Genomic DNA, 13,598 nt, shown 5'->3' with positions numbered 1-13,598 from the left:
TGATTTGGTTATTCGCCCGCCATTTTCAATGTTTTCCGGCAGGAGAGCGCCATGCAGTCAGCCGACAACGACAATACCGAAAGCCAAGCCGCGGACAGCACCGCGCCACGCAAGGTATTGTCACCTGCCGCCAAGCGGGCGCTTGCCGAAGCCGAGGAACGCCGGCGCAATGCCGCACCGCTGGAATTGCCGCCGGAAATCGGCGGCCGCGGCGGCGCCGAGCCTGCACGCTTCGGCGACTACGAGATCAACGGCCGCGCCATCGATTTCTAAGTAAATATTCCTATTGACTGCGTCAGGAAATCGGAATTTATTCCTTGCATGAGGAAGCTGATCCCGATTATTTTTGGCCTATGCCTGATCCCGGCTTCAGTCGCGGGCGGCGAAAAGGTTGCCGGTCCTGTCGCGGCCGAGATCATCAGGGTCATCGACGGCGATACGATACTGGTGGAAGCGACGCCATGGCCGCAACAGCGGGTCGAGGTTTATGTTCGCATCCGCGGGATCGACACACCGGAAATAAAGTCGAAATGCCCGGCCGTTCGGCGCGGTGCGGAAGAAGCACGTCTTGCGCTGGATGCGATGGCAGCCGTTTCACCGCATGTGCTGCTCACCAATATCAGCGGCGATAAATATTTCGGCCGGATCGTCGCTGATATGCTGTTCGAGGACGGGCGGAATCCGGCTCACGAAATGATGGAGGCCGGTTTGGCCACTGGCTACGATGGCGGGCATAAGCCGCGTATTGACTGCGCCAGCAACGATTAAAAAAGCCGCCCCGTATGATCGGGGCGGCTTTGAAGGGTCAGGCGCTCGCCTTGTTCTGCCGGTTGGCGATGAGATCGTCGACGACGGCTGGATCGGCCAGCGTCGACGTATCTCCCAATGCGCCGAATTCGTCTTCGGCGATCTTGCGCAGAATGCGGCGCATGATCTTGCCGGAACGGGTCTTCGGCAGGCCGGGTGCAAACTGGATCTTGTCGGGCGAAGCGATCGGGCCGATCTCGGCACGCACATGCTTGACCAGCTGCTGACGCAGCTCATCGGTACCCTCATTGCCGGCCATCAGCGTGACGTAGCAATAGATGCCCTGACCCTTGATCGGATGCGGATAGCCGACAACCGCCGCTTCCGAAACGAGATTATGGGAAACCAGAGCCGATTCCACCTCCGCCGTTCCGAGGCGATGGCCGGAGACGTTCAACACGTCGTCGACGCGGCCGGTGATCCAGTAGTACCCGTCTTCATCTCGGCGGCAGCCGTCACCGGTGAAATACTTGCCCTTGTAGGTGGAGAAGTAGGTCTGGATGAAGCGCTCGTGGTCACCATAGACCGTGCGCATCTGGCCCGGCCAGCTGTCGGTGATGCAGAGATTACCATCAGCCGCACCTTCGAGAACCTTGCCTTCATTGTCGACCAGCTGCGGCTTGACGCCGAAGAACGGCACCGTTGCCGAGCCTGGCTTCAGGTCGATCGCACCCGGCAGCGGCGTGATCATGTGGCCGCCGGTTTCCGTCTGCCACCAGGTATCGATGACGGGGCAACGCTTGTCGCCGACCACATTGTAATACCATTCCCAGGCTTCGGGATTGATCGGTTCGCCGACAGTTCCAAGCAGGCGCAGCGAGGAGCGCGAGGAGCGCGTCACGAACTCGTCGCCGGCACCCATCAGCGAACGGATCGCCGTCGGCGCCGTGTAGAAGATGTTGACCTTGTGCTTGTCGATGACTTCCCAGAAACGGCCCTGATCCGGGAAATTCGGTACGCCCTCGAACATCAGCGTCGTCGCGCAGTTCGCAAGCGGGCCGTAGACGATATAGGAGTGGCCGGTAACCCATCCGACATCGGCCGTGCACCAATAGATATCGCCCGGGTGATAGTCGAAGACATATTCATGCGTCATCGACGCATAGACGAGATAGCCGCCAGTCGTGTGCAGCACGCCCTTCGGCTTGCCCGTCGAACCCGACGTATAGAGGATGAACAGCGGGTCTTCCGCCTTCATCTTTACCGGCGGGCATTCCGCCTTCACGGTCGCGACTTCCTGGTGGTACCAGAGGTCACGGCCCGGCGCCCAGCCGGTCTTGCCGCCGGTGCGGCGAACGACGAGAACCTTGTCGACGATGACGTGCTGCTTGGCTGCGATATGGATCGCCGTATCGGTGTTTTCCTTGAGCGGCACCGGCTTTCCACCACGCACGCCCTCGTCACAGGTGATGACGAAAGTCGATTCGCAGTCGACGATGCGGCCGGCCAGCGCTTCCGGCGAGAAGCCGCCGAAGACGACCGAATGCACGGCACCGATGCGCGAACAGGCGAGCATCGCGTAAGCCGCTTCCGGGATCATCGGCATGTAGATGGTGACGCGATCGCCCTTCTTGACGCCGTGCTTCTTCAGCACATTCGCCAGACGGCAGACATGCTCGTAGAGCTCGTTATAGGTGATCTTCTTGTCGACATAGGGATTGTCGCCTTCGAAGATGATGGCAGTCTGGTTGCCATGTGTCTTCAGGTGGCGGTCGATACAGTTATAGGAGACGTTGGTCTGTCCGTCTTCGAACCACTTGATCGAAACCTTGCCTGTGAATGAGGTGTTCTTGACCTTGGTATAAGGCTTGAACCAGTCGATCCGCTTGCCATGCTTGCCCCAGAATTTGTCAGGGTTCTCGACACTCTCTTCGTACCACTTTTCGTATTTCGCCTTGTCGATCAGGGCATGGCTCTTCACCGGTTTGCTAACCGGATAGATCTTTTCCGACATGGAAACTCCTCCTCACACGGGCACCGGTTTCGCCGCTTCAAGCGGCGCCCGGGACTCAATTCAGGGCATTCATAGCAGGTCAAAACGGCCCGGCAATTAGACAAAGGTCATTTCAATCCACATCAATTGCAATTCTGTGTCACTCCGGTTATATACCGCCCATATTTCCCGGAAATTGTGGTGACAATCCACGGACCGCGACACCGGCGCGGACGACAGAAGGACTATATCCATGGCTCAACAACTGCTTATGCCGAAAGCGACCGCCATCTGGCTGGTTGACAACACGGCGCTGTCTTTCGACCAGATCGCACAGTTCTGCAAGCTTCACCCGCTGGAAGTGAAGGCAATTGCCGACGGTGAAGCCGCACAAGGCATCAAGGGCCTGGATCCGATCTCGACCGGCCAGCTTTCCCGCGACGAAATAGCGCGCGCCGAAGCTAACCCGAACCACAAGCTGAAGCTTTCGGAGCCGAAGGTTCGCGTGCCGGAATCCAAGCGTCGCGGTCCGCGCTATACGCCGGTCTCCAAGCGCCAGGATCGCCCGAACGCCATTCTCTGGCTGGTTCGCAATCATCCGGAACTGAAGGACGCGCAGATTTCGCGCCTCGTCGGCACCACCAAGTCGACGATCGAGCAGATCCGCGAACGCACCCACTGGAATGCAGCGAACTTGACGCCGATGGACCCGGTCACGCTCGGCCTCTGCAGCCAGATCGACCTCGACATGGAAGTCGAAAAGGCATCGAAGGGCCGTCCGCTGCCGACCGCCGCTGAACTTGGCGCGACCTTGCAGTCCGCACAGGAAACTGAGCGTCTGACGCCGAGCTTCGAGCGCGAAGAAGAACCTGAAATCGACGCCGATGCCGTCTTCGCCAAGCTGAAGTCGCTGAAGTCCACGACAAACGATGAGGACGAAGACGATCGTTTCTGATCGCCGCTTCTCGTAAATGTAAAAACCCGCCGGATCGCTCCGGCGGGTTTTTTGTTGGCCGCTTTTCCGGGCTTAGCTGCGGAAGAGCGAAAGGATGTTCTGCGAAGCGGAGTTGGCGATCGACAGCGACTGGATGGCGAGCTGCTGCTGCGTTTGCAGCGCCGTCAGTTTCGACGATTCCTCTTCCATGTTCGCATCGACAAGTCGCCCGACACCCGATTCGATCGAGTCGCTGAGCGTTGAGACGAAATTCTCCTGCAGCTGAATACGCGTCGAAATCGAGCCCAACTGCGAGCCGGCGCTGGTCATCGCCTTGAGTGCGTTCTCGACATTGTTCAGTGCGAGCGCAATATCGTCGGAAGACAGTTTGCTGATGTCCATCGCGTATACCGAACCGACCGAGCCGTTGGACGTGCCGAGAATGCCCGTCGAAGTATCGATGATGCCGCCGGTGGAAGTGCCGAACAGCACGTTGCCCATCGAACCGCTATCGAGAACGTAATCGGTCATCTTGACCGAAATGCCATTCGAGCCGTCGCGAACGAAGGTCGAGACGACGCTCTTTGTGCCGTCGCCGGCAACCCAGTTCTCGCCCGAGAAGGAAGCAGATTCGGAGATGCTCTTCAGCTGCGCCTGCAACTGGGTGATTTCTTCCTGGATCTTCGATTTGTCGACGCCCTTTTCAGTCGCGGCGACGATCTTCGCCTTGATTTCGCTGACGACGTCGATCGCGCTGTCCATGGCGGAATAGGCCGTGTCGACCTTTGCCGCGCCAAGACCCAGCGCGTCGGAAACGGCCGAGAGAGCCTTGTTATCGGATTTCATGGTCGTGGCAATCGACCAGTATGCCGCGTTGTCAGCGGCCTTGGCGACACGCAGACCGGAGGAGACATGCGCCTGAGTGGTCTGGAGACTCTGGTTTACGTTACGCAGCGTCTGAAGGGCTGACATTGCAGCCGTGTTTGTCAGGATGCTTGACATCGCTTTTTCCACTTCTCTTGAAAATGAAGGAGCATTCCGGCAATGGCCGGCTGGGGCGGTGCTTCATGCTTCACCTGCAATCAGGTGTCCGTTGAGTGGAAGCTAATGAGAACATGGTTAACAACTCGTCAACGACGGTCATAACTCGTCAATGATTGTTACCGAATAGGAAATTTTCTATATAATCGGGGAACCTAACCCCTTGCGCCGCAGGGCTTCTGCGACCTCGTCCAGAATGGCCGGATCGTCAATTGTTGCAGGCATTTTCCACGGTATGCCGTCCGCGATCTTCTGCATCGTACCGCGTAGAATCTTTCCGGAGCGCGTTTTCGGTAATCTTTCGACAGTAATCGCTGTCTTGAAGGCAGCAACCGGGCCGATTTCGTCGCGAATCATCTTAACGATTTCCGATTCGATCTCCGGTGATTCGCGCAACACACCTTTCTTCAGCACAAGAAACCCGCAGGGCACCTGACCTTTCAGCGAATCAGCAATGCCGACGACGGCGCATTCCGCGACATCCGGATGCTTGGCGCAGATTTCTTCCATCGCCCCGGTCGACAGACGATGCCCGGCGCAATTGATGATGTCATCGGTCCGGGCCATGATGAACAGATAGCCGTCCTCATCGATATAGCCGGCGTCGGCCGTCTTGTAGTGACCCGGAAACTCCTCGAGATAGGCAGCTCGAAACCTCGAGTCCGCCTGCCATAGCGTTTGAAGGCAACCCGGCGGCAGTGGCAGCTTGATGGCAATGTTGCCGAGTGTGCCCGCCGCAACCGGATGCCCTGCGTCATCAAGCACGCGGACATCATATCCAGGCATCGGCACAGATGGTGACCCGTGCTTCACCGGTAGTTTGCCGAGCCCCAGGGGATTGGCCGCAATCGGCCATCCGGTCTCGGTTTGCCACCAGTGATCAATGACCGGCACACCGAGTGTTAGCTCTGCCCATTTCAGAGTTTCCGGATCGGCCCGCTCCCCGGCAAGGAAAAGCGCCCGGAACTTCGATCTCGGATAGCGGCCGGCAAGATCGCCATCGGGGTCTTCCCGGCGGATCGCCCGGAAAGCGGTCGGGGCAGTGAAGAGAACGCGAACATCGTAATCTGAGACGACCCGCCAGAAAGCGCCCGCATCCGGCGTGCCAACGGGTTTACCCTCGTAGATCACAGTCGTGACACCTGAGAGCAGCGGTGCATAGACGATATAGGAGTGCCCGACGACCCAGCCGATATCCGATGCCGTCCAGAACACCTCACCAGGCTTCAGCCCGTAGATGTTCACCATCGACCAGTGCAAGGCGACCAAGTGGCCGCCATTGTCGCGAACAACACCCTTCGGCTGTCCTGTCGTTCCCGATGTATATAGAATGTACAGCGGATCAGTTGCCAGCACCGGTGTGCATTCAACCGCAATGCCTCGGCGTTGACCGACCGCCACCTCGAAATCAAGGTCGCGCCCGGAGAGCACGTCTGCCCTGAGCTCCGGCCGCTGCAGCACCAGGCAATGCTCCGGTTTGATCCTGGATAGCGCGAGAGCCTGATCGACGAGCGGTTTATAGGCGACGACTCGGCCCGGCTCAAGGCCGCAGCTCGCGGTAATCACCAGCTTGGCACCGCAATCATCGATTCGGGATGCGAGTTCGTTTGCAGCAAAACCGCCAAAGACCACCGAATGCACGGCGCCGAGACGGGCGCAGGCAAGCATCGAGAAGATCGCCTCCGGCACCATCGGCATGTAGAGGATCGCCCGATCACCCTTGGCGATGCCGAGATCGCGCAGCGTCGCGGCAATCGCCTGTACCTCTTCCAGCACCTGATCATATGTGTAGCGCGCCCTGGCGCCGTTCATCGCGCTGTCGAAAATGACGGCCGTCTCGTTGCCCCGGCCTGCCTCTACGTGCCTGTCGAGGCAATTGAAGCAGGTATTGGTCTCACCGCCCACAAACCAGCGGCCATAGACCCCGTCTTCTGGAGCGAAAATCTGCTTCGGCTCAACGAGCCAGTCGATCGCCTGGGCAGCATCCCGCCAGAAGCGTTCAGGACTGTCTTTCCAGCCGCTGTAGACGTGGTGATACAGGCTCTGCATCTGCTCCTCCCCAGGATATGCAAGCGATGACGCCAATCTAGGGGAGGGAGAGACGAACAGGAAGCCCGACGAAAGGCGGTTCTATCGCGTACCGAAGATCGCCGAACCGACCCGAACGCAGGTCGCCCCGAAAGCGACAGCCGTCTCGTAGTCGCCGGACATGCCCATCGACAACTTCTCAAGGCCGCAGTTCTTTGCAAGCTTGGCGAGGAGGGCAAAATGCGGGCCCGGATTTTCTTCCGCCGGCGGAATGCACATCAACCCCTCAATGGCGAGCCCAAGTTCGCCACGGCAGAGATCGACAAAAGCCGCGGTGTCATCAGGCGCGATCCCGGCTTTCTGCGGCTCAAGCCCGGTATTGACCTGGACATAGAGGCGAACCGTCTTGCCCTGCCGCTTCATCGCATCGGCAAGTGCGCGGGCGATCTTTTCCCGATCGACAGTCTCGATGACATCGAACAGCGCCACGGCATCGTCAGCCTTGTTGGATTGCAACGGACCGATCAGGTGGAGCTCGATCCCCGCCGTTTCGCTCTTCAGCTCCGGCCATTTGCCTTGGCTTTCCTGCACGCGGTTTTCACCGAAGACCCGTTGACCGGCCGCAATCGCGGGCCGGATCGCCTCCGCGTCGAAGGTTTTCGAGACGGCTACGAGCTGCACCGCACCATCAGGACGCTTCGACTGCTTCGCTGCTTCCGCAATGCGCGAACGCACCTCGTTCAGGCGCTCTTGAAGTTCCATCGCCGATCTCCGACATGATGCTGCGAGAATACTGGCAATGCACTAACTGCGGCATGCGTGATTGCCAAGACCCACCCGGCCGAAAACACCTTTTCCGGCGCTTTGCCGGACACTTGCTGTACCCTCAAAACTTGACGCTACGGTGGTTTCGTGGTGAAGGTCACCACCAACTTCCCCTGATTTTCCGGAAATTTGAATACTATGGCTACCGAACGTTATAATCCGCGCGACGCCGAGCCTCGCTGGCAGCAAAAATGGAACGAGGCAAAGGTCTTCGAGACCGATAATGCCGATCCGCGCGAGAAATACTACGTCCTCGAAATGTTTCCCTATCCATCGGGCCGCATCCACATGGGCCACGTTCGCAATTATGCCATGGGCGACGTGGTTGCCCGCTACAAGCGCGCCCGTGGATACAACGTTCTGCACCCGATGGGCTGGGACGCATTCGGCATGCCTGCCGAAAATGCCGCCATGGAACGTGGCGTTCATCCTGCATCCTGGACCTATCAGAACATCGGTTCGATGAAGGCGCAGCTGAAGGCCATGGGCCTGTCGCTGGATTGGAGCCGCGAATTCGCGACCTGCGACGTCGAATACTATCAGCATCAGCAGCATCTCTTCGTGGACTTCCTCGAAAAGGGTCTGGTTTACCGCAAGCAGTCCAAGGTCAATTGGGATCCGGTCGATAATACCGTTCTGGCAAACGAACAGGTCATCGACGGCCGCGGCTGGCGCTCTGGTGCGCTCGTCGAGCAGCGCGAACTGACACAATGGTTCTTCAAGATCACCGACTTCAGCCAGGACCTGCTGGATGCGCTCGATACGCTGGATCAGTGGCCGGAGAAGGTCCGTCTGATGCAGAAAAACTGGATCGGCCGGTCGGAAGGCCTGACGATCCGTTGGGAAATCGTACCCGAGACCGCACCGGCCGGTGAATCCGAGGTCACTGTTTATACTACGCGCCCTGATACCCTCTTCGGCGCATCCTTTCTGGCGATTGCCGCTGACCATCCGCTGGCGAAGGAAGCGGCAGCAAAGAATGCCGATATTGACGCTTTCTGCGAGGAATGCCGCCGCGCCGGCACGTCTCTCGCGGCACTGGAGACTGCCGAAAAGAAGGGCATCGACACCGGAATACGCGTCCGGCATCCGCTGGATGCGTCCTGGGAATTGCCTGTGTATGTCGCAAACTTCGTGCTGATGGACTACGGCACCGGCGCCATCTTTGGCTGCCCATCCGGCGATCAGCGCGACCTCGATTTTGCGCGCAAGTACGGCCTCTCGGTCGTGCCCGTCGTCATGCCCAGGGACGGTGACGCTTCCAGCTTCACGGTCGGCGATGTCGCATATGACGGCGACGGCGTGATGATTAACTCCCGCTTCCTCGACGGCAAGTCCACGACCGAAGCCTTCGATATCGTGGCGGAGAAGCTGTCTTCGACGCAGATCGGCGGCGCAGCGCAAGGCGAGCGAAAGGTCAATTTCCGCCTCCGCGACTGGGGGATCTCCCGCCAGCGTTACTGGGGCTGCCCGATCCCGGTCATCCATTGCGAAGACTGCGGCGTCGTGCCGGTGCCGAAGAAGGATCTGCCGGTTCAGCTGCCGTCCGATGTGACCTTCGACCAGCCCGGCAACCCGCTCGACCGGCATCCGACCTGGCGCCACGTGGCCTGCCCGCATTGCGGCAAGGATGCACGGCGCGAGACGGACACGATGGACACCTTCGTCGATTCCAGCTGGTATTTCACACGCTTCACTGCACCGTGGGAAAAGCAGCCGACCGATCCCGCAGCGGCCAATCGCTGGCTGCCGGTCGATCAATATATCGGCGGCATCGAGCACGCGATCCTGCATCTGCTCTATTCGCGCTTCTTCACCCGCGCCATGCGCGAGACGGGCCACGTTGATGTGAAGGAGCCCTTCAAGGGCCTCTTCACGCAGGGCATGGTCGTGCATGAAACCTATCGCCGCGGAACCGGCTCTCATGGCGATTGGGTGGCACCCGCGGATATCCGGATCGAGGAAGTCGATGGTACCCGCCGCGCTTTCCTGCTGGAAGGCGGAGACGAGGTATCGATTGGCTCTATCGAGAAGATGTCCAAGTCGAAGAAGAACGTCGTCGATCCTGATGATATCATCGCGTCCTACGGCGCTGACACTGCACGCTTCTTCGTGCTGTCGGATTCGCCGCCGGAGCGCGACGTGATCTGGTCGGAGGCCGGTGTCGAAGGTGCACACCGCTTCACGCAGCGCCTGTGGCGGCTGATTTCGGAGGCAGCTGAAATTCTTGCTGCCGTCCCGGCGACTCCGGCTAAGGAAGGTGAAGCACTGGCGATCTCGCAAGCTGCTCACAAGACGCTAAAAGCCGTCCAGAATGACTATGACAAGCTGTGGTTCAACAAGGCAGTCGCCCGCATTTACGAGCTGGTGAATGCCATTGCCTCGCCACTGACCAAGGTTGCCGCCGGTGAAGGCGACGCCGCGTATCGATCGGCCGTGCGCGAAGCCGCACAGATCGTCGTGCAGCTGGTTGCGCCGATGACCCCACATCTTGCAGAAGAATGCTGGGCGGCACTCGGCAATACTGGCCTGTTGGCGCAGGCAGCGTGGCCGGCCTATGACGAAGCGCTGACGACCGAGAACGACGTGATTTTGCCGGTGCAGATCAACGGCAAGAAGCGCGCCGAATTGACAATTTCTCGCGACGCGGATCAGAATGCCGTAACCGAAGCCGTTCTGGCTCTCGATGCGGTTATCAGTGCCTTGAATGGCCAGGCGCCGAAGAAAATTATCGTGGTTCCACAAAGGATTGTGAACATTGTCGTCTGATTTCGCTTCGAAACTCGGCCGCCGTGCCGCACTCGGCCTCATCATTGCATCGGCAGCTTTGCTCGGCTCCTGCCAGGTCCGTCCGCTCTACTCGGAATCATCGGGCGTGGCAGGCAAACTCTCGTCGGTCGGCTTTTCCGAGGCGACATCGCGGGTAGAACAGGAAGTGCGCAACCGGCTGATCTTCATCGCCGGTCGCGGCGCCGGCGAGTCGGAGAATCCGGAGTATGAAGTCGAAATCCACGTTCGTTCGAGCGTCACCGACACCCTGCTCGTGAAGTCTTCGGATACGTCACAGGCAGGACGCGTCACAGTCAGCGTCGACTACACGCTCCGTTCAAACAAGGACACGCAGGTCATCAAGGCCGGCAACCGTTACGCCACGGCCCTGCTTGACTATCCCGGACAGGAATTCGCAAAACAGCGTGCTGTCCGCGACGCAGAAAACCGTGCGGCGCGTGAGGCCGCAGAATTCGTAAGTCTCGATATCGCCGCCGCACTCGGCCGCTGAGGAGAGAGCAGTGGCGGAGATCAAGTCCCACGAGTTTGAAGGTTTCCTTCAACGCTCCGCCACGATCTACCGGCTTTTCGTCATCTACGGCCCCGATCGCGGCCTGGTGTCGGAGCGTGCGTCGCAGATCGCCGCCAAAACGGGTGTCGCTCTCGACGATCCCTTTTCGCTCATCAAACTGGATATTGGCGACCTGCAGAAGGATCCGGGCCGCCTGATCGACGAGGCCGGATCTATCGGTCTTTTCGGCGGTCAGAAACTGATCTGGATCCGCGGCGCAGCGAACGAGAAATATCTTGTCGATTCGCTCCAACAGCTTTCCGAAAAACCGCTGGAGGGAACCTCCGTCATCATCGAAGCCGGCGACCTGAAGAAAGGTGCATTGCTTCGCAAAATCGCCGAAACTGCGCGCAGTGTTGCGACGATACCCTGTTACGCTGACGACGCGCGCGCCCTTAACGCCCTGATCGACAACGAGCTCGCAGCAGAAGGCCTGCGCGTGACCACGGCGGCCCGGCAGGCACTCGTTGAGCTTATTGGCGGAGATCGTATCGCTTCGCGCAACGAAGTCCGCAAGCTGGCGCTCTATTGCCGCGGTATGGAGACGGTGGAAGAGCATCACGTCAACGAGATCATCGGGGACGCCAGTGCCGTCTCCGTCGATGATGCGGTCGATGCGATCCTGAGTGGAAACACATCGACCTTCCTGCATGCCATGCAGAAGATCACAGCATCAAAGACCGCGATCTTTCTCGTCATTCATGCATGTCTGAAGCAGTTTCAGCTGCTCGACACCATGCGTGCGGAAATGGATGAGAAACGGCTTCCGCCCGGCCAGGTGATGCAAACGCTAGGACGTCACCTGCATTTCCGCCGCAAACCGATTATCGAGCAAGCATTGCGGACCTGGTCGGCAGACGCCATTGCGCGCGAGACGGGCCGCTTGCAGGCCGCCATTCTGCAGACACGCAAACGGCAAAGCCTGGAAGACAGTATTGCCCTTCAAACCTTGCTGTCTACAACACTGCAATCAGGCCGAAGGGCCTGATCAACGGCGCTCCAGCAGCCTGCATATTTCTTCCAGTTGCTCGAGGGACTTGTAGGCAATCTTGATCTGGCCGCCGGACGCCTTGTGATTGATCGTCACATCAAGCCCGAGCGTGTCGGAGAGGGTTCGCTCCAGAGCGATCGTATCCGAATCCTTCTGGTCAAGTCGCGGGCCGGTGTTCTTCGGCTCCGACTGCGCCTTGATATCGTTTTGCGCCAGGCGTTCGGCATCGCGCACCGACATGCCCTTGGCAACGATCGTCTTCGCCAGCAGAGCCGGATCTGATGTCGAGACAAGTGCACGGGCGTGACCGGCGGACAGGCTGCCTGCGGCAAGAAGGTCACGAACGGGATCCGGCAGCTTCAACAGCCGCAACGAGTTTGCCACATGGCTGCGGCTCTTGCCGATGATCTCGCCAAGATCATTCTGTGTATATCCGTATTCGGCAATCAGCTGCTCATAGCCGAGCGCTTCTTCAAGCGCATTGAGATCGGAACGTTGAACGTTTTCAACGATCGCAATTTCCAGCGCGGTCTTATCGTCAACATCGCGCACCAACACCGGGATTTCCACCAGCCCGGCAAGCTGCGCGGCGCGCCAGCGTCTTTCGCCGGCTATAATCTCAAACCGGCCTTCGGTGGATGTGCGAACTACGATCGGTTGGACGATACCGTGCTGGCGAATCGAGCTCGCAAGGTCATGAAGCTCGCTATCATCGAAAAACCGACGCGGGTTGCGCGGGTTGCGGCTGACAAATTCGATTGGAATCAACCGGTCAGCGCTGACATTCGGCTTTTCACCCTCGACGGGCAACGGCTGATCCATTTCGCCGATAAGGGCTGCAAGACCGCGCCCCAGACGGCGCTTTGAGACATCGTCGTTCATCGTCTGATACTCGCTTTACAATTCACGCCGCGAGGCGTTGGCGTTCGCGCTGGATGACCTCCGACGCGAGCTGCAGATAAGCCTGACTGCCGGCACATTTCAGATCATAGAGGATCGCCGGCTTTCCGTAAGATGGCGCCTCAGAAACGCGAACATTCCTCGGAATCAACGTGTGGTATACCTTATCGCCCAGATGCGTCCGGACGTCGTTGACAACCTGCTGCGCAAGATTGTTTCGGGCATCAAACATTGTCAGGACGATACCCTGAATGTCGAGCCGCGGATTGACCGTGCGGCGAACCTGATCGACAGTTTCCAATAGCTGGCTGAGACCTTCAAGCGCAAAGAATTCGCATTGAAGCGGCACAAGCACCGAATGTGCCGCAGCCATCGCATTCATAGTCAACAGGTTGAACGACGGCGGGCAATCAAGAATTATATATGAAAAATCAAAAGCTTCCTCGGATGCGAGAGCCTTCTTCAGCTTAAAGACCCGATCCGACTGCTGTGCAATCTCCATCTCGATACCAAGAAGATCCATGGTCGATGGCACAATGAACAAGTTCGGAACTGCCGTCTGCTGCGCCGTTTCGCGAACACCGGCTTCGCCCACAAGGAGATCATAGGACGAGACCAATCGGCTCTTCCGATCAATACCAAGCCCGGTGCTGGCATTTCCCTGGGGATCGAGATCGACGATCAGGACGCGTTCACCGATCGCGGCGAGGGCGGTAGCGAGATTGATCGCCGTCGTCGTCTTGCCGACGCCACCCTTTTGGTTTGCAATGGTAATAATCCGGTTGCGTTCGCCAGCCAT

General features: G+C 58.9%; 12 protein-coding genes. 6 read left to right on the top strand and 6 right to left on the bottom strand.

Annotated elements, in window-relative coordinates; all coding sequences use genetic code 11:
* Positions 1-51: 51 nt before the first annotated feature.
* Together AC1DIJ_RS07885 and AC1DIJ_RS07880 are read left to right on the top strand one after the other, a co-directional pair.
* Entirely contained in the window at positions 52-273 is a 222-nt protein-coding gene (locus tag AC1DIJ_RS07885) for a DUF1674 domain-containing protein (RefSeq protein WP_112385984.1), read from the top strand.
* Between the two features lie 48 nt (positions 274-321).
* Positions 322-768: a thermonuclease family protein gene (locus AC1DIJ_RS07880; protein WP_112385985.1), complete on the top strand. Its 447-nt coding sequence runs from the start codon at positions 322-324 to the stop codon at positions 766-768.
* A 37-nt stretch (positions 769-805) separates the two neighbouring features.
* Here AC1DIJ_RS07880 and acs read toward each other — a convergent pair whose 3' ends face one another.
* Positions 806-2,761: an acetate--CoA ligase gene (gene acs, locus AC1DIJ_RS07875; protein WP_112385986.1), complete on the bottom strand. Its 1,956-nt coding sequence runs from the start codon at positions 2,759-2,761 to the stop codon at positions 806-808.
* A 232-nt stretch (positions 2,762-2,993) separates the two neighbouring features.
* On the opposite strand from acs, the gene AC1DIJ_RS07870 reads away from it, so the two are divergent.
* On the top strand, positions 2,994-3,695 hold the full coding sequence (locus tag AC1DIJ_RS07870) for a DUF1013 domain-containing protein (RefSeq protein ID WP_112385987.1): 702 nt from the start codon (positions 2,994-2,996) through the stop codon (positions 3,693-3,695).
* Between the two features lie 72 nt (positions 3,696-3,767).
* Here AC1DIJ_RS07870 and AC1DIJ_RS07865 read toward each other — a convergent pair whose 3' ends face one another.
* From AC1DIJ_RS07865 to AC1DIJ_RS07855, 3 genes are all read right to left on the bottom strand, one after another.
* Entirely contained in the window at positions 3,768-4,676 is a 909-nt protein-coding gene (locus AC1DIJ_RS07865; RefSeq protein WP_112385988.1) for a flagellin N-terminal helical domain-containing protein, read from the bottom strand.
* Between the two features lie 177 nt (positions 4,677-4,853).
* A complete protein-coding gene (locus AC1DIJ_RS07860) occupies positions 4,854-6,764 on the bottom strand; it encodes a propionyl-CoA synthetase (protein WP_112385989.1) in 1,911 nt (636 codons plus the stop codon).
* A gap of 81 nt (positions 6,765-6,845) precedes the next feature.
* Positions 6,846-7,505, bottom strand: a complete 660-nt coding sequence (locus tag AC1DIJ_RS07855; RefSeq protein WP_112385990.1) for a YggS family pyridoxal phosphate-dependent enzyme — start codon at positions 7,503-7,505, stop codon at positions 6,846-6,848.
* 201 nt (positions 7,506-7,706) lie between these two features.
* Here AC1DIJ_RS07855 and leuS point away from each other — a divergent pair, with 201 nt between their 5' ends.
* From leuS to holA, 3 genes are read left to right on the top strand one after another with little or no spacing between them, the layout of a single operon-like run.
* The gene (leuS, locus tag AC1DIJ_RS07850; RefSeq protein WP_112385991.1) at positions 7,707-10,337 is read left to right on the top strand and encodes a leucine--tRNA ligase; all 2,631 of its coding nucleotides are present in this window, start codon (positions 7,707-7,709) and stop codon (positions 10,335-10,337) included.
* Positions 10,327-10,848, top strand: coding sequence for an LPS assembly lipoprotein LptE (gene lptE, locus AC1DIJ_RS07845; protein ID WP_112385992.1), 522 nt, complete (start codon positions 10,327-10,329; stop codon positions 10,846-10,848). The genes leuS and lptE overlap by 11 nt, the downstream gene beginning before the upstream one ends.
* A gap of 10 nt (positions 10,849-10,858) precedes the next feature.
* Entirely contained in the window at positions 10,859-11,896 is a 1,038-nt protein-coding gene (gene holA, locus AC1DIJ_RS07840; RefSeq protein WP_112385993.1) for a DNA polymerase III subunit delta, read from the top strand.
* Here the strand turns inward: holA and AC1DIJ_RS07835 are convergent, their stop codons facing one another.
* Together AC1DIJ_RS07835 and AC1DIJ_RS07830 are read right to left on the bottom strand one after the other, a co-directional pair.
* A complete protein-coding gene (locus AC1DIJ_RS07835) occupies positions 11,897-12,781 on the bottom strand; it encodes a ParB/RepB/Spo0J family partition protein (protein ID WP_112385994.1) in 885 nt (294 codons plus the stop codon).
* Positions 12,782-12,803: 22 nt separating this feature from the next.
* Positions 12,804-13,598 (bottom strand): ParA family protein, encoded by a 795-nt coding sequence (locus AC1DIJ_RS07830; protein WP_112385995.1) that lies wholly within the window; start codon positions 13,596-13,598, stop codon positions 12,804-12,806.

This window comes from Rhizobium sp. 10N427 (assembly GCF_056394605.1).
The sequence above is the reverse complement of the archived record's forward strand: the minus strand, read 5'-3'. Positions and strand labels throughout refer to the sequence as shown.